Origin of the sequence: Colwellia sp. 1_MG-2023 (assembly GCF_030546755.1) — a bacterium.
Classification (GTDB): domain Bacteria; phylum Pseudomonadota; class Gammaproteobacteria; order Enterobacterales; family Alteromonadaceae; genus Thalassotalea_H.
The window spans coordinates 26,250-47,418 of the sequence record NZ_JAUOPE010000003.1; the positions used below are offsets into that span (position 1 = coordinate 26,250).

The 21,169-nt window shown below is 36.7% G+C and carries 16 protein-coding genes and 1 tRNA gene; 5 read left to right on the plus strand and 12 right to left on the minus strand.

The features are described 5' to 3' along the window. Positions 1-21: 21 nt before the first annotated feature. Both Q4493_RS03995 and Q4493_RS04000 read right to left on the minus strand, forming a co-directional pair. Positions 22-97, minus strand: a tRNA-His gene (locus tag Q4493_RS03995). 114 nt (positions 98-211) lie between these two features. Next, positions 212-613, minus strand: coding sequence for a bacteriohemerythrin (locus tag Q4493_RS04000; protein ID WP_303449601.1), 402 nt, complete (start codon positions 611-613; stop codon positions 212-214). Positions 614-782: 169 nt separating this feature from the next. Between Q4493_RS04000 and Q4493_RS04005 the strand changes: the two genes are divergently transcribed. After that, positions 783-1,319, plus strand: a complete 537-nt coding sequence (locus Q4493_RS04005) for a DUF1285 domain-containing protein (RefSeq protein WP_303449602.1) — start codon at positions 783-785, stop codon at positions 1,317-1,319. A gap of 56 nt (positions 1,320-1,375) precedes the next feature. Here the strand turns inward: Q4493_RS04005 and hemN are convergent, their stop codons facing one another. The 8 genes from hemN to Q4493_RS04045 all read right to left on the minus strand — a co-directional run bounded on the left by hemN (position 1,376) and on the right by Q4493_RS04045 (position 11,348). Continuing rightward, positions 1,376-2,746: an oxygen-independent coproporphyrinogen III oxidase gene (hemN, locus tag Q4493_RS04010; protein WP_303449603.1), complete on the minus strand. Its 1,371-nt coding sequence runs from the start codon at positions 2,744-2,746 to the stop codon at positions 1,376-1,378. 148 nt (positions 2,747-2,894) lie between these two features. Then, on the minus strand, positions 2,895-5,372 hold the full coding sequence (locus Q4493_RS04015) for an acylase (RefSeq protein ID WP_303449976.1): 2,478 nt from the start codon (positions 5,370-5,372) through the stop codon (positions 2,895-2,897). Positions 5,373-5,690: 318 nt separating this feature from the next. After that, the gene (locus Q4493_RS04020) at positions 5,691-6,191 is read right to left on the minus strand and encodes a DUF2489 domain-containing protein (RefSeq protein ID WP_303449604.1); all 501 of its coding nucleotides are present in this window, start codon (positions 6,189-6,191) and stop codon (positions 5,691-5,693) included. A 9-nt stretch (positions 6,192-6,200) separates the two neighbouring features. Beyond that, entirely contained in the window at positions 6,201-6,776 is a 576-nt protein-coding gene (gene yihI / locus Q4493_RS04025) for a Der GTPase-activating protein YihI (protein ID WP_303449605.1), read from the minus strand. Between the two features lie 801 nt (positions 6,777-7,577). Then, on the minus strand, positions 7,578-8,108 hold the full coding sequence (locus tag Q4493_RS04030) for a VOC family protein (protein ID WP_303449606.1): 531 nt from the start codon (positions 8,106-8,108) through the stop codon (positions 7,578-7,580). A 149-nt stretch (positions 8,109-8,257) separates the two neighbouring features. Then, complete coding sequence (locus Q4493_RS04035) at positions 8,258-10,060, minus strand: M61 family metallopeptidase (RefSeq protein WP_303449607.1); 1,803 nt, start codon at positions 10,058-10,060, stop codon at positions 8,258-8,260. Positions 10,061-10,133: 73 nt separating this feature from the next. Continuing rightward, a complete protein-coding gene (purU, locus tag Q4493_RS04040) occupies positions 10,134-10,994 on the minus strand; it encodes a formyltetrahydrofolate deformylase (protein WP_303449608.1) in 861 nt (286 codons plus the stop codon). 123 nt (positions 10,995-11,117) lie between these two features. After that, positions 11,118-11,348, minus strand: coding sequence for a VF530 family protein (locus Q4493_RS04045; RefSeq protein WP_303449609.1), 231 nt, complete (start codon positions 11,346-11,348; stop codon positions 11,118-11,120). Between the two features lie 225 nt (positions 11,349-11,573). Between Q4493_RS04045 and Q4493_RS04050 the strand changes: the two genes are divergently transcribed. Beyond that, positions 11,574-13,385: a methyl-accepting chemotaxis protein gene (locus tag Q4493_RS04050; protein WP_303449610.1), complete on the plus strand. Its 1,812-nt coding sequence runs from the start codon at positions 11,574-11,576 to the stop codon at positions 13,383-13,385. Between the two features lie 45 nt (positions 13,386-13,430). Here the strand turns inward: Q4493_RS04050 and Q4493_RS04055 are convergent, their stop codons facing one another. Further along, entirely contained in the window at positions 13,431-16,706 is a 3,276-nt protein-coding gene (locus Q4493_RS04055; RefSeq protein ID WP_303449611.1) for a transporter substrate-binding domain-containing protein, read from the minus strand. 195 nt (positions 16,707-16,901) lie between these two features. Between Q4493_RS04055 and hutG the strand changes: the two genes are divergently transcribed. Beyond that, on the plus strand, positions 16,902-17,702 hold the full coding sequence (hutG, locus tag Q4493_RS04060) for an N-formylglutamate deformylase (protein ID WP_303449612.1): 801 nt from the start codon (positions 16,902-16,904) through the stop codon (positions 17,700-17,702). Further along, positions 17,699-19,060, plus strand: a complete 1,362-nt coding sequence (locus Q4493_RS04065; RefSeq protein WP_303449613.1) for a formimidoylglutamate deiminase — start codon at positions 17,699-17,701, stop codon at positions 19,058-19,060. The genes hutG and Q4493_RS04065 overlap by 4 nt, the downstream gene beginning before the upstream one ends. 93 nt (positions 19,061-19,153) lie before the next feature. Here the strand turns inward: Q4493_RS04065 and Q4493_RS04070 are convergent, their stop codons facing one another. Beyond that, on the minus strand, positions 19,154-19,510 hold the full coding sequence (locus Q4493_RS04070; RefSeq protein ID WP_303449614.1) for a hypothetical protein: 357 nt from the start codon (positions 19,508-19,510) through the stop codon (positions 19,154-19,156). A gap of 143 nt (positions 19,511-19,653) precedes the next feature. On the opposite strand from Q4493_RS04070, the gene ccoG reads away from it, so the two are divergent. Then, positions 19,654-21,090, plus strand: coding sequence for a cytochrome c oxidase accessory protein CcoG (gene ccoG / locus Q4493_RS04075; protein ID WP_303449615.1), 1,437 nt, complete (start codon positions 19,654-19,656; stop codon positions 21,088-21,090). Positions 21,091-21,169 lie beyond the last annotated feature (79 nt).

Here is a 21,169-nt window from a genome sequence, read left to right on the forward strand (position 1 = left end):
GATAAATATTTTGTAAGAAAATGGGGTGGCTAATGGGACTTGAACCCACGACAACCGGAATCACAATCCGGGGCTCTACCAACTGAGCTATAGCCACCACTGAACTTACTTAAAACGCCTTGTGATAAGGCGCGGAGAGTATATTGCATTTATGTGTAGATTGACAAGAAAAATCTTCGCTTTTTCGAATTGAGCGTCCGGTTGCTAAGATTTATTTATTTTGTGGTATTTTATTGTCTTGAATAAACTTCATGTCTTCACATTGAATATGAATGACAAGCCAATCTAGTAACAATTCAAGTAAATCTTGGCTAACATGATCATCATTTTGCTTTTTCAACAGATGTAACTGTTCCATAAAATGCTTATGTTGTAACTGATGTAAACGGAGATCTTTTAAGTTTAATTGAGAGAAGTAGCGTTCTTCACTAGCAAAATGGTTTTGGGTATATTGAATGAGTTGCTCAAACAACAAGGTTAATTTTTCTTTAGCAAGGTTGTTTTCTAGGCATGCAGATAGCTCATTAATATAATTAAGTAATGCTTTGTGTTCATTATCAATATGTTTAATGCCAACGCTTAGGGTTGCATCATCCCATTCAATTAAAGACATCGACTTTAAGTATTCTCCTTAGCATTAGCGATTAATACACTATTATTAAAGATAATCGATATTGTCTTAATTGCAAAAGTGGTCAAAAGAGTGAATATTTGACTTTGCTTTTCAAACAATCTCATCGTTTGTTACTATAATTGACCGCTTACTTTTGTTAGGTGAAATCATGTCTTTAGATAAGTTATCAGAACAACTTAAATCCAGCGCCACCCAAAAAATGCCACCTGTTGAGCTATGGAACCCTCCTTATTGTGGCGAAATAGATCTGCAAATAAAAGCTGATGGCCAATGGTTTTATAATGGCACTGCTTTTAAACGAATGTCACTTGTGAAATTATTTGCTTCGGTCTTAAAAAAAGAAGCCGATGAATATTTTCTCGTTACCCCAGTAGAAAAAGTCAAAATCACTGTTGAAGATGCTCCTTTGTTAATCACGCAATGGTCTTGGTTAGATGATAAACAAACAATCATGCAACTGAATACTAACTTAGAAGATACGTTTATCTTGTCTCAAGAACACCCCTTAATTATTTCTGAACAAGGCGGCCTTTATGTCAACGTTCGTCGAAATTTAATGGCAAAAGTACATCGAAATGTTTATTACCAGTGGGTAAATTTTGCCAAAGAAGTGATTCAAGAAAACAGAGTTGCTTTAGCAATTGAAAGCGCAGGAGACCAGTTTACTTTAGGGTACCTTGAATAAACAAGCGGATATCACTTTTACTTTGTTGAATGATATCCGTTGAATTTAACCATTATTTAGATCACCCGTGAAAAGCGTTGCTGGTTGATATGTTGTTTCATATAAGCGTCAAAACTCATACAAATAATACGTATCAATAAACGTGCTTTTTGTTCGACATGAATGGCATCTGGCGTTAATTCGATAAGACCATCATTAATGAAAGGTGTTAATAGCAGTAAGTCTTCTGCAAAATATTCATCAAATTGAATATTGTACTTTTCATTAATAACATTTTTATCTAAGTGAAGATTACACATTAGTTCACGGATAACTTCACCGCGGATCACATCATCTTGGTTTAGCTCTACGCCTTTAACTTGAGCGTTTTTTCTCGTTTCAATCGCTTTATAATAGTCTTGAAGCTCTTTAATATTTTGGCTAAAAGAATGTCCGATATTACTAATTGATGAAACACCTAGTCCTAATAGGTCACAACTTCCTTGGGTGGTATATCCTTGGAAGTTTCGATGTAAGGTGCCATTTTTTTGTGCGATAGACAGTTCATCATTCGGTTTAGCAAAATGATCCATGCCGATAAAGTCGTAACCAAAGCCGCAAAGTTTCTCTATAGCGAGTTTCATTAACGCAAATTTTTGTTGTACGTTTGGTAGCCATTCATCACGTAATTTACGCTGTGCAGCAAAGCGGCTCGGTAAATGGGCATAGCTAAATAATGAAATACGATCTACATCCATTTCATGTGCTTTGTTTAAAGTTCTGGTAAAGGTGTCGATAGTTTGATGAGGCAAGCCGTAAATTAAATCTATATTGATGGACTTGAAGCCGACTTTCTTGGCATGAGCAATAAAGTCACTGATAAATTCGGTAGATTGCACTCGGTTAATGGTTTCTTGCACTTTTTGGTCGATATCTTGTACACCAATACTGATACGATTAAACCCTAAATCATATAAATGCTCAGCCAAGTTCATTTCAATTTCACGCGGATCTATCTCAATGCTCATTTCCACTTGTTCAGCAAAATGAAATTTCGTTTTTAATAAGGTCACTAGTTTTGTAATTTGTTCATGCGTTAAAAAGCTAGGTGTGCCGCCGCCCCAGTGTAATTGCTTTACTGTATATTCAGTGAATAACTCTGCCCGAGCACTAATTTCTTCCGCGAGATACTCTAAATAAGTATCAGCTTTGCTGCGATGGCGCGTAATCACTTTATTACAGCCACAGTAATAGCAAAGGCTATGACAAAACGGTATGTGTACATATAAAGATAATTCACGATTAGGGGAATTTTTTATAGCGTTGATAAAGTTTTGATCTGAAAATTCATTATGAAATTCCAAAGCCGTTGGATACGAGGTATAGCGCGGACCACTCGTGTTGTATTTGCTTAACAGTGTGCTGTCGAAAAATTGATTGGCTTGCATGAGCGTTCACTAAACTAAAAACTGTGAGGTTATTATAATGAAGTGACAGCTTAGGTTATTGATCACGCTCAAGCTTCAGGTGAGTTTTACATTAAAAAACCAGCCTAAAAAGACTGGTTTGATAAATTAATTGATTTGCCGTCTTAACTTACTGAGAAGTAATTGTCATTTCAGCAATTATGTTCGCCTCAATATCTTCCTCAGTATAACGTAATGGACGTAACTGAGGTTGGGCAGAATAGAGCTCTGATTGGTCAGTATTCTGTTCTTCACCGTAAGTATGAGACTGTGAATAACTGAGTAAACCTTTAGCTACGGGGCCATCTTCTGTGAAGTTGACTACGCTCATCCAGCTACTTCCGTAAGCAATATGATAACCTTTTGCTAAATCACTTAATATCGACGTAGCATCTTGAGCGGGGTAAATATGGCGTGGCAGTAATGTACCATCGTTGCCCGTTCTAGTATTAAATACGTTAAATCCACCCTCAATATTGTGTGCACCAGCCCATGGTATTTTAACGCCTGACGCAGTGCCATCTGGCTTGCTACGTTCAACAAACTGAACATTTCCTAGGCTTTCATCTAGTGCGATCCCCGCCATTTCTACTTTCTGAATAGCTTGAGCAAATTGTGCTAAGGTTATTTCGTTATTGATTAAACCTGACGGAGTATGCAATGGGTTACTTGGATCGTACGGCGTTTCCCATTGTGGATTGGTACTAAATTGAAACGCAAATTCACGAAATAAGTGAGCGGCTACACTATTTATATTCATGGTTCCATCCCATAAAGCCAGTGCAGAACAACCGTGGCTAATATCTATACCATTAACTAATTCAGTCCCTTGTGCGCTACAAGCACTTAATAGATCATTATGAATTGCTTCACCGAGGTAATTACGATTTCCCATTAAGGCATGTTCAACTTCAGCAATTGAAAACAAATTATCAGCACCTGCTTCATCATTTAACAATGTATGTGCCATACGAGAGCGTAAAGATTGCTGATTATCAACCTTGCCATAGAGCGGTGAAACACCGGTAATTGGGTTTTCAGCATTAGTTAGCCAGAAACTGTCGTTCGAGTTTTGAACATAATCGGTGCCAGCATATTTTGGTGCTTTTTCATAAGGTACAGCATTATCATAAATAAATGCTGAAAGGTGGCCTGGTAAAATAGTAAAACCAGCCGCTTGTTTTGCACCAATTAATAATGGGTTTGTTGTAAGGTTCGTAATAGCAACATCAGATAAATTTGGTACGGTAGAATCATCAATATAGAATACATCCCCATTTTTATCGGCTGACATCGTATTGTTGAAGATTACCCCATCGTAATCTTTAAATGCTTGTTTAAACTCATCAATATTATTGGCTAAATTCATTGCTAACCAATGATCAACAATATCAAGGTTTTCTGTATTCGCATCTTTAATCGCATATGCCCCCGTTGATGTCCATTCGAAATTGCCAGGAACAACAATCATAGGGCCTTGTAATGTCGAGTAACTTTTCTTAGCAAGCTTGATGGTGACACCTGGAGCTACGGCGACATCAATCATTATTTCTTTACTTTCTATCGGGCGAGCTACCCCATCAACTGACTGATTCAACGAACCTAGTACACTGTTATCTATTGCTAATTGATAGACAACAAAATGCTCAGCGGTAGAAAAAGTATGCGTCCACGCAACATTCTCATTAAAACCAATGTTAACAACGCCAGGCATTCCCATGAGAGAGCCACCCATAACATTTAAATGTCCTGGAATCGTGGTGTGAAATTGCCAGAAGCGTAAATTACCCGTATGTGGGAAATGAGGATTAGCTAAAACCATGCCCATGCCATTTTCTGTTTTGTCTTTTCCTAAGCCCCAGCCATTTGACCCTAAGTCATTTGGATTTTTTTCAGGGAGTGGAATTTTAGGCTGCATTTTTAGCTGAGTTGCTTGGTTAGTCGCCACAGAATAAGGTAAAAAACTTTCGCCAGGAGGAGCGGCTAAAAACATGGCGCCAAGGAAATTTGATGCGCCAGGTAGTAATGCCACACCTAATGAGTAGGTAAGCATGTCTACATCCGTAATTGGTTGCACCCAAGGTTGGCCGGCACATGCAGGATCTATATTCGCAGAGCCGGTATCGGCTAAATATTTATTATACCCTTGTGCATAACCTGAAAGTAATGCTTGGCTATTCGTTGACATAAAGTGAATGTTTTTCTCGGCTTGCTCACGAATTTCTAAGGTGAGATAGCCAAAATCATTGATTAAATGTTCGGAATCGCCAGAACCTGGCGTTAAATCTGGACCATAATACTTTGCACGTTGAGAGTTATATTTAAGAATTTGATCGGCGAGGACACAAATATTGTCTTTGGCAAAAGCGTAGCCTACCCCGTAAGACATGCTTTCAAGATTATCCGCAGTAACATGAGGTACCCCATAATCTGTCCATCGAATATTGGCACTTAGAATACCATCACTATCAAATGCTGGCACAGGTACAGCTTGTGCGGGAGGTGTTGTTGGCTCAGTTGGTTGAGCTGGCTCGAAGGTTGAGGTGTTATTATATTTGTAATCTCCGCCACAGGCAGCAAGTAAGCAGGAGAGGCTTAAAACCGTCATAGGTTTGATGAGTTGCTTTAATGATTCTTTCAAAATTTATTCCCCAATTAACTAATTATTATATTTTATAGTGCACTATCTTATTACTGGTAGATGCTCTTACCAGTTGTAACACAATATTGTATATTTGTATAATTTCATGAATGCAATGACACATTAACAAGAACGAAAAATTGATAGTTATATTAACAATTATTTACTGTAGCACTTTTGCTGAATATTGCAGGGTATGCTTTCGTTTTGACTAAGTATGGGGGCTTGCGTGTGTTGGTTTTATTTAGATGACACTGCGTTTGCGATGATCAGTGGAGTAAGGAATTACTCCACTGTTTGCATGAGTTCGTTTATTCTTTCGTTAGCGTATTGATGCAAGTTGTTAACATCTTCTTTTACGCCGTCTGTTAATTTTGCTTCTACTTTTATTCGTTCTAAGTCCAGCTTCATGCGCTCACGTTTTGCTAGTTTTTTGCGTGCTTCCAAAATTGGCATATGTTTGATTGCTTGATAAAGCTCAAAAATTGCCGGGAATTGCTGAGGATGATTTTCACTAGTTTTCAGTGATTCTAGCAGTACTGACAATCGCCAACAGCCTTCCGAAATGTCACATTGCTCTTCTTTCATTGCTCTGACGATAATAACAATACTGTCGAGGATTTTTTTATCATGTTGATTAAGCGCCTGCTGACGTTCTTGCTCTGCTTGCGCTTGTTGGGACGTTTGTACTTTTAATTGATTTAAGAGTTTGATCGCGTAAAACGCCAAAGATGCAACAATAATCACAGCGATAACGATTAAGTAACTCCAAGGATTTTCTAACATGGAAATATCCTACTCGAAGTCTGAAAATTTATTGTTGTCTAACTTATCCCATAAGGCGTCTTCATCAACTTCAGACTGAGGTTGCTCTGATGTTTCCATATCATCATCGTCGTCAGTTAAGCCTAATTTTTCTCTTAATGTGCTGTGACGATCCATTGTTAAATTAAAGTAGTCAATTTCTTCTTCGCTAAGCGTAATATCTTCATCTTGTTTTTGTAAAATTTGTTGAATACGAGGATCCGCTTCAATTTCGTATAACTCTTCTTCATAAGCTTGCTGATTATCGATCATTCTAATAGCGGCAATCGGCGACGATTTAACTTTTTTCGGCGTAGATTGCTTTTCCGCTGGGGTTGTTTTCGTTAGAACAATAGGCGTTTTATTGCCAATTCTAGGATCTTTATTTGTACTTGAAGTAATATTTTTATTTTGTTTAATTTGTGCTTCTTGTTGACGGTTACCTGGTGCTTTACCGTGCTTTTTCTTTACTCTTTTATTGCTCACCTCAATAGTTTTTTTTCTATCTTCTTTGTTGGCGCTAATTGGAGCAATACCAGGCTTTCTTGATTTTTTCTTACGTGACATAATTTTTGAAGTTTGTTTATCGAGCAATAACGCTATTTTACGTTAGTTTGCTAAGAAAAGGTAAGTTCAGTGAAAAATATATATATATTTTATGATAGAAAAGAAAAAACGACGGCAAAGCCGTCGTTCAGGAGATTATAATTTTGACTTAACTTGCAAAATTTATAGTCCAATTCTTAAATGGTTATCCTAACCTATTAGCACAGTCCCTGTTATTTTTAGCAATTATTACAATGTTCCAGTATTGTTATTTAGCTTCCATATTTATTTGTTTTTCTTGGTCATCCTAACACTTTTTTGGGCTATCCTTACTGTCCCCCTGGACAATTAAATAAACGATCTTCCTGATTTTAGGCAATCATCCTTATTCGAATTTAACATATTCTTTGAATATATATCACTGTCCTTGCGACATCATCCTTTTTATTATTGCTACTTTGTAGCTAGAAATACTTTACCTAAGTGAGAAAATGGAGCAAGTAATAAATAAATATTATTTTAAAAGGTATAGTTTTTTATGAACTATCTTTCTGTTTTATAAAGTTAAACTTGATTTAAATCATTTTAAAGATTTGAATGAATACATAAAAAATGGTCAATGTCTTACAAAAAAAATAGCCAATATCTTAGGTGTGATTTGTTTGAATATTGTACGAAAATATTCGTTGTAACGTGTTCATTAGCTTCCTTGTGGTTTTTAGTAACAATAATTGAAAGAGTTAACTTGATAAGAAAAGTAAGAATTCAGGATATAAAAAAACCCATATCGACAATATGGGCTTTCATAATAATGAGTATTGATTAATCGTGCTCGTGTAACCAAGCAGCATGTTTAGGGGCACGTTTTGTGACGGCCCATTCGTCTATCATGGCATGCGCAACTTCATTTAATTGTTTATATTGCTCTGGCGTACCAATATCAGCCGCTAGCTCTAAACGATGACCACTAGGATCGAAAAAATAAATAGACTTAAATACACCATGGTGTACAGGCCCTAACACATCGACGCCCTTTTCAACCAAGGAATTTTTCGCAGCAATTAATGCGTCAACATCAGCAACCTTTAAGGCTAAATGTTGCACCCAAGCAGGCGTGTTATGATCGCGATCCATATCATCAGAGTTTGGTAATTCAAAAAAAGCTAACACATTGCCCATACCTGCATCTAAAAAAATATGCATGTAAGGATCTGGTGCTTTGGTTGATGGTACTTCATCTTCAGCGATGGCGAGAACTAAGTCCATGTTTAGCTTATCTTTATACCACTCAACCGTTTCTTTAGCGTCTTTACAACGATAAGCAACGTGATGCACTTTTTCAATGTTAATCATTTTAGTATCTCTGCTGTGATTGTCATGTTTTGGCTAAGTGTATAATAAAGTAACTTTTGTTACTAATTTACACTTAGCTCAACGGCAAACGATATAGACGATATTGTGCGTTAATATTTACACTTAGTGTCAAGGTAGAATTGTCATCTTTAAATAATTACCTGCCATTTTTGACTAAGTGTTTTGTCTGTTTCAGTTAAAGTGACGCCAGTTAACGGTGAATCTGTAAACTGTAATTTGCTTGATAGTAACTGATCATCACGCAAATAATGGCAGTCTACTTCACTATTTTCAGGTAAATAATTCGCTAACTTTTGTAATGACTTCTCAGTAGCATGCATATTATCGACAGCAATAATGACATCATTCACCGCTAAACCTGCCTGGGCAGCTGGTGAATTTTCAATCACTTGGCTGACCTTTAAACCAATAGGCTGCGGCTTATATTGCGCGCCGATATAAGGTACATAGTCGGTAGTTGCAATGGTCTCAATTTTATTGAGTTCTTTGAATTTACTGGTGCTAAATGTAACGCCAACCTTGTTTAATAATTCAGATAATTCAACGCGCTTTGCAGTGTTCAGCAAGTTTTTAAAATCGTCGCTGATGTCTTCATTACACAAAATATTCACGATATTGATAAAATCTTCTTGCTGCGTGCCAACATTAGGGCGACCAAAATGTATCCATAACTCTTTCATTAAATTATCTAAACTGTATTGACCGGCCGACTTTTCACGTATGGTTAAATCTAGCCATAGAGCTATTAAAGAGCCTTTTACGTAATAACTAACTATATTATTAACGGCGTCAGGCCCTTGTTGGTAAAACTTGGTCCAGGTATAAAAACTTGATTGGGTGACACTTTGTTTAAGCTCGCCTTTACCACGAAATACACGTGTTGCAGCTTTACTTAATATCGCTAAATAGGCTTCAAAAGTAATGATCCCCGCACGAAATAGTGAAAAATCATCATAATAAGAAGTAATACCTTCATACGCCCATAACTGTTCAGTGTAAGACTCTTTATCTAGTTGATAAGGAATAAAAGCTTTAGGCTTAATGCGACAAACATTCCAAGCATGAAAATATTCATGAGAACATAATGATAAAAAGGCTTGGTAGTCTTCTGATAGCTCATTTGGCTGATTAGGATTTGGCAGGTCAAAACGACTCGCTTGCAAAATGGTGGAGTTTTTATGTTCAAGGCCGCCAAAACCATCGGCTAATAAATGGGTAATAAACCAATATTCTTTAAAAGGAGCTTCACCAAATAAGTTAATGTGGTGTTGACAAAGTTTACTAACATCGGCCGAAATTCGTGCACGGTCACCATAATGTTTACTGGTAAAAACCATATGGTGAATCACGCCTTCCACTTCAAATTCAAAACTGTCAAAGTCACCAATGGCAACTGGACAGTCGATAAGATGTGCATAATCATCACTATGATATTCGCCAAAGGCATATTTAGGGGTGTTCTTGCCGCGAGTTAACCCCGTAGCTACACGCCAATGAGTTTGATCAACTGGCGCAGATATTTCTACAGAGCACGCATGGTCTTTGAGCTCTTCAATGGCTAAAAACGTTGAACTACCATTGAAAAAACCACGCTGGTTATCTAAATAGGCCGTTCTCACAGATAAATCGAAAGCAAACACTTGATAATGAATATTGATTTGCTTGTTTGTTGCGGTTACTTGCCAAGTTTGTTTGTCGATGGCTTGTAGCTCAAGTTGATCATTGTGTTCATCTGTTGCTGTGATAGTAATAATGTTCTTCGCAAAATCACGGATCATATAGCTACCGGGTAACCATGCCGGAAGTGAAAGTGTATAGGTTTTATCTGACTCACTTTGAAAGTGAATACTTACATCAAACAAGTGACTATTGAGATTTGAAGGAGAAATTTTATATTGAACGGTCATAATGGCTGAACTCTCATTGTACATTAGGGCTTTTATACCCTAATGCCAGGTAAATTCATAACGCCAAAATGAGAAAACCTAAAATTATTTTAACGCCCTAAGTTAGAATAATCGTTTTATCGCCATTTAAACAAATTCGTTGTTCAGCGTGCATTTTCACGGCATGACACAAGGCAACTGCTTCTAAATCATGTCCTAAATGTACCATTTGCTCGATAGTAAATGCGTGGTTAATAGGTTTGACTTCTTGCACAATAATAGGCCCTTCATCAAGATCAGCCGTAACATAATGAGCGGTAGCACCAATGACTTTTACGCCACGTTTATGTGCTTGATGATAAGGACGTGCCCCTTTAAAACTGGGTAAAAAGGAGTGATGAATATTAATGGCATGACCGCGTAACTTATCACACATATCATCTGAGAGTATTTGCATATAGCGCGCTAATACCAGTAAGTCTGCTTGCGTTTCTTCAATGATGGCCAGCATTTGTGCTTCTTGTTGCGCTTTTTGTCCTTGTTTCATTGGTAAATAATGAAAAGGAATATCATGCCAATCAACGAGTGGCTGACAATCACGATGATTTGAAACTACAGCAACAATATTTACCGGCAAAACATTGGCTTTCCATTTCGTTAATAGTGACACTAAGCAATGGTCATCTTTTGAAACGGCAATAACAATATTCGGTACATCTTCAACATTGCGTAATTGGTATTGCATATTTAATGGCGTTGCTAGCTCTTCAATACCGCGACTAAACTCTGTCATTGGCACTGTCATGTTGCGATCATCAAAGGCGATACGTGAAAAAAAAGTATCGGTATCTGGATCACTGTACTGTGCCGTTTCAGTAATAAAGGCGCCATGCTCAAATAAGTTTTGTGCTACTTTTGCTAATACCCCTGAGGTATCGGGGCATTGCCAAGTTAATATGTAATGATTGATTTCACTCATGTGAAGTTAAATTTTTAGGGATGATGAAAAGAGTTTGCCAGTTTTAAAGGGATTAACAATCAAATTTATCATTTTAATTAGAAAACTAATGAATAAGCATATTCATTTTTTACCAAGGTAAGGTTACTTGCTTTGGAGCTTTTGCTTATTTTTGATATAAAAAGCTTCTACTTTTTCTCTCGCCCAAGGCGTTTTTCTTAGAAAAGTTAATGATGACTTAATGCTTGGATCATGAGTAAAGCATTTGATCTTAATTTCTTTACCTAAAGTATCAAAGCCAAAATATTCAACTAACTCAGTGACTAATACTTTTAAAGTAATGCCATGTAACGGGTTATAAGGCTGATTATTCAAATTTTTTGCTCATTCTAGTACTTGAAAATATATTTTATCAGTTAAGAGTTGTTAATACTTTACAAAAATTCATCCATGAAATTTCTACCGATTATTGGAACTTAACAATGGCGATGATATGGTAGAAGTTGATTAATAATAATAAGTGAGTTGTGAGTGTTTCAATTTAAATTTGCCCATAAAATCATAGCAGTAAGCGTAATACTTCTAATTTTAGCTTTGTCAGTGTCGACAACAATTAATTACATATCAATAAAAAATGATACGCAAGCGAATCTCAATAGAGCCATCGACGAAATCGGTTATTCTGTCACGGGGAATATCGCTAACTGGTTAAATGGAAAGCTACGTATAGTTGACTCTATTGCCCAAAGTACCTCAGAAAACCTAGAAACAGCCACAGTTCTAAAAGTCGTTCAACAAGCGGCTAAAGCTGGCGCATTTAAAAATGCTTATGTTGGCGTTGAACGCAGTGGTAAATTTATTTTAGATGATGAATCACTGGTTTTACCGGCGGATTTTGATGCAAGACAACGCCCGTGGTATACGCAAGTTAAACAAGCGAGACAGTCTTCTTTTACCGAACCATATTTAGATGTCACCATTAATAAATTAGTGATTTCTCCGGTAGCTCCGGTTATGCCTAATGGTGAATTTGTTGGTGTGGCGGGTGGCGATATTGTGCTTGATGATATCTCTGAAATATTAAATCAAATTGACTTTCTAGACTTAGGTTACGCCTATTTGCTTACTTCAGAGGGGAAAATACTCAGCCATCCCAATAGCAAAATGGTGAATAAAAATGTCAGCGATTTATTAGGTAGTAAACCCGCTTTTACTTCCACTTTAAATGAACTGGACGATAAAAATATTGTGTCGTTTGTTCCTATTAAAGGCATCGCGTCCGTTAATTGGTATGTTGGTGTCATTCTTGACAAAGATAAAGCCTATCAATCACTTGTTTCAGCAAGAAATACGGCTGTTTTAGTTGGATTGGTGAGTTTATTAGTGACGATAGTTTTACTACATTTTCTCTTCGGGCATTTAATGAAACCTATTTATCATTTAAATGATGCTATTAAGGATATTTCAGAAGGGGATGGCGATTTAACACAGCGCTTATCTGTTGATACTAAAGATGAAATTGGTCAACTATCGTTAAATTTTAATGGATTTATAGAAACGATTCATCACTCTATGCAGCAAGTAAAAGCATCTACCGACACACTTAATCAACAAATTGAACAAGTACGTCAAAGTGCGCATCACGGTATTGAGATGACTGAGCAGCAGCTAAATAGAGGGGCAAATGTTTCAAATGCGATTACACAACTAAATGATTCTTCAGGTGTTATTTCTAATAATGCTGCTACAGCCTCAGAATTAACCAGTAATATGCAAGAGCAGTCACAGGCAGGTATGCAGGCACTAAATGATAATATTGAATCAATACATCAATTATCAGGCACGATGGCAAACTCCAGTGATGATATTGAGAAGTTAAATGCGGAAACCCAAAATATAGCGAGCATTTTAGATGTTATTAAAGGCGTAAGCTCTCAAACAAATTTATTAGCGTTAAATGCTGCTATTGAAGCTGCTCGTGCTGGTGAAGCAGGCCGTGGTTTTGCTGTTGTTGCCGATGAAGTAAGACATTTAGCACAACGCACTCAAGAAGCCGCGGTTGAAATTGAGAAAATGATCGAAAACCTTCAGCAAGGCACTATTTCTGTGGTCAATACCATGGAAGAAAGTCAACGAAATAGCGCGGAAAGTGTTGAAAAAGCCACTATTGCCGATGATAAAATGCAAGCAATTATTCAAGCCTTACAGCAAGTTGATCATGAAAACCATGCAGTTGCTAATGCTACTCTGCAACAAAGTGATGTAATTAAATCAATCGATGAAGATATTTTACATTTAATGGAATTAAATCAAAAAGGTGTTGAGAATTTACAACAAACGGATCAGGCTTGTGATAGCTTACAAGCGGAATTTAGTGATTTAAACAGCTTGATAGGGAAGTTTAAAGTGTAGCCTAAACACTGAGTTTTTTTAATGTGGTGAAAGTTTGCATATCGATTAACTTTCGTTTGCTTGGTTTCGCCAAGTTAATATTTCAAGATAAAATAGGTCGAGTTTATTATATATATTTAAAGTCGCCGCTTTAATTAACGATGTTTCAGCATTATTTAAAACAAGTAATACGTTATTAATTAATGCCGAAATGTCTGAGTGATTTAAAGTCTCTACTTGTTTGAGAATGGTATTTAAACGTGCAGATAATGAGGCGATATCTAACTGATCTAACGCCGAAAGTATTAAGCATTTTTCATTTTCCCAAGTATTGATAAAGGCTTGTATCTCTCGCTCGGCTTGTTCGCGATCATGGTTATGTTTTACGAGAATTGCTGCCTCATTAAATAATGAATGCTGCTTGTTGTCATGATGTAAGCTTTTTAACAATTGCTTTTTTTGAATTTCTCGATAAGCGTGATTAATTTTATTGGCTATTTCTTCTTGAGGGCAAGGTTTCGCCATATAATCATCAAAACCAGCCAGTAAACATTTTTCCGCCGCGCCGCTTAGCGCATCAGCAGTAACTGCAATTAACCAAATAGGTTCAAGGGCTAATGCCTTTATTTTTTGTGCTAACTCAAAACCGTCCATATTAGGCATATGACAATCTGAAATGATCAACTGATACGACTTAGATTGATACATAGCGAACGCTTCAACACCGTCATAGGCGATATCAGCTTCAATCCCTAATCGTGATAATTGCGCGGTTAACACTTTGACATTGACTAAATTATCTTCCGCGATTAATACCTGTATATCTTTAAAACGATCATCTTGTGAAGTAGTTTCATGACGACTATGCTTTCTTCTATCTTCGGTATCTTTTTCAAAACCGGCTTGCTTGTACTTCAGGTCAAAATAAAATTCACTGCCTTTGTTTTCAATCGAATTAATATGAATTTTTCCACCCATCGCCATTACAATTTCCTGACAAATACTTAAACCTAAGCCAGTGCCGCCAAACTTACGGGTTATATCATCATCCGCTTGAATAAATGGAGTAAAAAGTTGTAATTGTTTTTGTGTTGATATGCCTATTCCGGTATCGAGAACCGAAATTCTAATGGCGTCATAAATACCATCATTTTCGATAAATGTTTCTTTATGTTTTATCGATAACGTTATTGAGCCTTGCTCGGTAAATTTTATGGCATTACTCACTAAATTATTGAGTATTTGGTTTAGTCTGGTTGGATCGGTAAAATAACTATGCGTGATGTCATTATCAACGTCGCATAATAATTGAATATTTTTCTGATCATTGACCATTTCAAAACTTTTTAGCACGTTTTTAGCTAACAAATGAAAATTAACCGGTACAGATTCTAGGGTCAGTTTTCCAGCATCCATTTTAGAGAAATCTAACACATCATTTAATAAGGCAAGCAAGTGTCGGGCAGAGCCGCCAAGTGTATCAAGAAGTTCCTTTTGATCATGGTTTAAAGGAGTAAAATTAAGCGCCTCAGCCATACCCAAAATACCATTCATTGGTGTTCTTATTTCATGACTCATACGCGCTAAAAATGTTATTTTTGCTTGTGCTGACCTTTCGGCTTCATTTCTAGCAGATTCAGCGATCGCAAGGGCATGTTCAACTTTTGCTTGTGCTATTTTTCTGACTTGTAGTTGACGGTAGTAAATCCAAAAAATAATTAATGCGATCAATAAAATTGCAAAGAACACATAACTGGCTTGTCGATAAACTACATTAACCTGTGCCTGCACATTAGCTTCTGGAAACGAAGCTTGGCTCCATTTTGCATATAAGTTTTCAAATTGATCAGCAGATAGCGCATTAATGGTTCTATTTAATAATGACACCAAAGTTTGTTCGGCTTTAGTGGTGGCGAAAGTGAACCGTGCATCGCTGTGAAAGTCGGGTAAAGGTTGTGAAGTTAAATTAGATAATTGATTTTTTTTAATTAAATAAGACGTTGCTAAAGATCTGCCAATAAACACGTCAGCATTTCCTTGAGAAACAGCCGTTAGTGCCAATTCAAGGGTATCGAACAAAATAAAGGTCGCTTTTGGGTAAGCTTGTTGCAGTAATTTTGTCGCTTTAAAATTATTAATGGCGGAAATAGTGCGGTTATTTAAATTTGAAAATTGTTGGTTTTGTGGAATAGAAGGGTTGTAAACAATACTATAGCGAGCTTGTAAGTATGGAATACTATAGCTAAATTGCTGCTCAAGCGTTTTGTCATATTCAATATTAACTAATAATTCCGCGTTTCCTTTTGTCACTTCTTCAATAATATTATTAAAATTATCGACATAGACAGGTTTAAAAATGATACCGAGCTTTTCCGACGCATAATGTAATAAATCGATAGCGAAACCTCGTTCAATAATATTACTCTGGTTTTGGGTGATAATATAAGGAGGAAAGCCCTCATGAGTAATTGGGTATTGAACAATATTGTGATCAATAACATATTGTTTTTCTTGCTCGGTAAGTTCTTGCGTATAATTGCCGAGTGATAATTGAAAGTTACTTTCCTCACTGGATAAATACTTTTCTTGCCATAGTTTGACTTGAGCCTTTTTTACGTGCCGTAAATTATCATTAATTAATGCGAGTAAATCGCGATCATTTTTACGGGTAGTAAAGTGTAAATTAATATCCTCCATCGCATCTTTATTAATATAAAATTGATTACTCATCGATAATTCTTCTAGTGCTTTTTTTATCAGCCAAGGTTTTGAAGAATAAATAGCATCAAAGTTTTCAATATTATTTAGTAGCTCTGAAAGGTCTGTAAAATATTGTCGAGAAACTTTATCGGATAAAAATCTCAGGGTATTTTTATCCTCAGCATGAATCGCTAATTGAAAGCCGTCAGATTCATTTTGATTAATACGTTGAAAAAGCGTTTGTTTAAATTTGGCATACGGTATGCTGTAAAGAACATTGGAATATTCTGGTAGGTAAATATTTATTGCGACCACATCAACAGTATTTTCTTGAAGTTGTTTTAACGCTTCAATAGTGGGTAAATAAACGAATTGCACATCTACTTCATTATCTATCGCCCAAATTTGCCAATATTCTTTTAGAAAATTAACCACTTGTTGTACGCGTTCTGGTGCCGCTGCTTCTATACTGGCTTGATCAGGAAATGAAATGCGAATAACGCGATCTTTGTTAACAATGTTATTTTCTTGAACTGGACTGGCAGACGAACGAGCAAAAGCAATAGTTACGTTAAACGAAGCAATAAAAATAACGATAAGCGGTAAAATATGTAACCACTTTTTTTGGGAAAAAAAATTCAAATATCTTAATATTTGCCCGACTTGGTTATTCTGCATAAAGTTAAGTATTTTTAATTAGTTAATCCCTTAAACTAACCATATTAGATAACCGTTAATCCAGCAAATATATTTTGCGCGATAAATAATATTGCTTGGATGCTAGCTGACATGGTAAATTAACAGCAACAAAGTTGTATATACAATTTAAGGAAGGTTATGTCATCAAGTTATCAACTAATCAAAGGTCGCGTACCATTACTGATTAGCATGCCGCATAACGGTCAAGAAATTCCTGCCGATATCGCTAGTAAAATGAGCGAGAAAGCACAACAGGTACCGGATACCGATTGGTATAAAGATAAGCTCTATGATTTTGCTGTTGAATTAGGCGCTTATATTTTAATCCCTAAATATAATCGTTATGTTATTGATTTAAATCGTGATCCAAACGGAATTGATTTATATCCAGGTGCTAACTCAACGGAGCTTTGTCCGACTACCGCTTTTGACTTGTCAGCATTATATGTAGATGGATATACCCCTGATAAACAAGAAATTAAGCGTAGAATCATGCAATATTGGCAACCTTATCATCAGGCTATTAGTAACACCTTAGCTGAAATAAAACAGCAGTTTGGCCAAGCGGTTTTGTTAGAAGCGCATTCTATCCTATCTCATGTGCCACGATTTTTTGAAGGTCGATTACCCGATTTTAATTTTGGCAATGCCGATGGAAAAAGCTGCAGCGAAACTATGCTACAAAAAGTACAATCATTAGACTTTTCACCATATAGCATGACTAGTAATGGACGATTTAAAGGTGGCTTTATTACTCGTGAATATGGTCAACCTGACAATAATATTCATGCATTGCAACTCGAACTATCGCAGATCACCTACATGAATGAAGCAACGTTAGCATACAATGAAACGCTTGCTGCCCAAGTGAAACCTAAATTAAAAGCATTAGTAGAATGTTTAATTGAATTTGCACAAGAAACAAGAGATGAGCCATGAAGATATTTGCAGAGCGTATTTTATTAGCCGAAGGTTGGGCAAAGCAGCAAACACTTACTATTGAGCACGGCATAATAAAAGCGATTGAATCAGGCGAGCAAACTGGCGCTGAAAAAGTTGATACGGTTATACCTGGTATGGTGAATTGTCATTCTCATGCTTTTCAGCGGGCATTCGCTGGTTTTAGTGAACAAGGCAGTGAAGGGCAAGACAGTTTTTGGACGTGGCGCAATGTCATGTACAAGTTTTTAGCGCAATTAACTCCTGAAAATGCGCAGGTGATCGCAACGCAACTGTATATTGAAATGCTTAAAATGGGCTACACCCGCGTGGCTGAGTTTCATTATTTACATCATGATTTAAACGGCGAGCCTTACGCGGAGTTGGCGACGATGGCGAATGCTATTTTTGAGGCCGCGAAAGATTCAGGCATAGGGCTGACATTATTACCGGTATTATATCGATATAGTGGTTTTGGACAGCAAGCGCCTACCGAAGGTCAAAAACGTTTTATTAACGACGCTGAGCAATTTAATCAACTTGTTAGCGATTGTTTTAGGCTAAGTGAAAGCTATGAAAATACTAATGTTGGTATAGCTCCACACTCATTGCGTGCTGTTGATTTAGCTTTATTAACGGATGCGGTTGAACATGTGCGCGCCTTAGATGCTAATGCGCCAATTCATATTCATATCGCAGAGCAGCAAAAAGAAGTGGATGATTGTTTCGCTCACTATGGTAAAAGACCCGTACAATGGTTATTAGACAATATGTCATTAGATAAACACTGGTGTTTAATTCATGCCACACATATTAATGAGCAAGAGCGACAAGGGATGATCGCTTCGCAAGGTATTGCCGGTATTTGCCCAACAACAGAAGCGAATTTAGGCGATGGTATTTTTCCAACGACTGAATTTTTAGCAGAACAAGGCACATTCGCTATTGGCTCAGACAGTCATATTTCAGTGAATCCAATTGAAGAGTTACGTTGGCTTGAATACGCGCAACGGTTAATTAAACAACAACGAGCTATTCTTGCTAATGAAAAACAACTATCGGTTGGGCAAAACCTCTGGCAAAGCGCCGCATTAGGTGGCGCACAAAGTACCCATAGTAATACCGGTGAATTAGCGATTGGTAAGCAAGCAGACCTATTAGTGTTAAACGATCAAACGTTAGCGTTATTTGCTAATGATGAACAACATTTATTAGATAGTGTTATTTTTGCCACGCAAACCAATGTAGTAAAAGATGTCATGGTCAATGGGTGTTGGGTTGTCAAAGCTGGCTCGCATGCGAAAGAGCAAAGTGCAGCCAAAGCGTTTGCTGACATGTTGGCGAGAATTTCAGCTTAGCATTGGTGATAACAAGCATTGATTGAAGAATATGTCGGTTGACTTCAATCAATGCGATTTTGTGTGGCAAGCAACTATGAAAAGCCTTTTGGCTTAAAACAGCGACTGATAATTGCTGATTTTAGTACAAAGTAATTGTTGATTTTTCTGATGAAGTTTAGGTGTAGGGCGTTTTTCTTTACAATAATTCTTGAAAAACTCTTTAACAGATTCTCTAGAGCTTGTGACATTCTTAACAAATGCGAGTTCATCAGTATTAAATTGTTCAATATTGGGTTGTAAATCCTTATAAATTTTATCAGGATTCAGTCGGACCTTAGTGTCCGTTGCGTTTGAAAACTCTGAAAGTACCATAGTTTTTTGTTCTTCAAACCAACTTTCTAATTCAGGTTGAGGATAAAAGTGCAAATAAATTGCAATCGCTACGATTAAGATCAATAAATTCTTCATAGTATGTCGTATAATGTTAACTTATTAATAGAATAATCAATTTTGCGTCAACAATACATCTTCTTTAAATATTAACCATGCATTGGTCGTTAATTTAAGGACGCAGCTCGATTTTTCACGGGTTTTATTGCACAGGATTCACAGTGAAATCAGAAAAAGAACAAAGCAAGCAACACGTTAAAATACCGATTAAAAACATCAAAATTCATCAGCCTAATCAGGTTGAGCACTATAAACCTCGCGATCAAATTTATGTCAGAAAAGTAAAAGGATTTTTTCAAGCGTTACGCCGCAAAATGAACTTTTTCTTTTTAACCTTATTCGCGGTGTTACCTTGGTTACAATATAACGGCAATCAAGCGATTCTATTTGATATTGTCGAACAGCGATTTACCCTTTGGGGATTAACGCTTTGGCCACAAGACTTAACCTTACTCGCTTGGTTATTTATTCTTAGTGCTTTTTTACTCTTTTTTGTCACGACCTTTTTAGGCAGAGTGTGGTGTGGGTATTTATGCCCTCAAACGGTGTGGACGTTCATTTTTATTTGGTTTGAAGAAAAAATTGAAGGCACGGCAAATCAGCGTAAAAAGCTAGACTCTCAAAAACTCGATGTTAATAAGTTTTGGCGAAAAACACTTAAACATACTTGTTGGCTGTTTTTTTCATTATTAACCGCATTAACTTTTGTCGGATACTTTGTGCCTGTTCAGGCGGTATTTCTAGATTTCTTTACTTTTAATAGTTCATTTGCCATTGCGGCAACTGTGTGGTTTTTTGCACTTTGTACCTATGGAAATGCTGGTTGGATGCGTGAAATTATGTGTTTGCATATGTGTCCTTATGCGCGTTTTCAGTCGGCTATGTTTGATAAAGATACTTATACCGTTTCTTATGATGCGAATCGCGGTGAAAATCGAGGCGCACGCTCAAGAAAACAAGACCCGAAAGAACTTGGTTTAGGTGATTGCATTGACTGTAATTTATGTGTGCAAGTGTGCCCAACTGGTATAGATATACGTAATGGTTTGCAATACGAATGTATAAACTGCGGAGCCTGTGTTGATGCTTGTGATGGCGTCATGGAGCGAATGAAATATGATAAAGGGCTAATTCGCTATACAACAGAGCATGAATTAGAAGGTAAAAAAGTTCATCTCATACGATCTAAACTTTTGGGTTATGCGGCTGTTTTATTGATTATGAGCAGTTTACTGATACTTGAAATTGTTAATCGTGTACCAGTTTCCTTGGATATTATTCGTGATAGAACTGAACTTGCTAAAGAGAATTTTAACGGTGAAATTGAAAATGTTTATACATTGAAAATTCTTAATAAGTCACAAACGGATAACCGCTATCGTTTATCCGTTATCGGCATTGAAAATACCCAATGGCATGGCGAACAAGAAGTATTTGTTAAAGCCGCTTCTGTGCGTACGTTACCTATGAGTATTTCGGTTGACCCTTATGAGCTTGGTGGCGCTTATATGAGTGATATCTCATTTGTGCTTGAATTAATCTCTGATGAAGACGAAGTAAAGCTTGAAAAAGAAAGTCGATTTTTTAATAAGCGTTAAGCTGAACTAAATTTATAGATGCGTGATAATTAATTACTCACGCGTCTATTTTTTTATGACGCAGACATGCTTTTTGTGA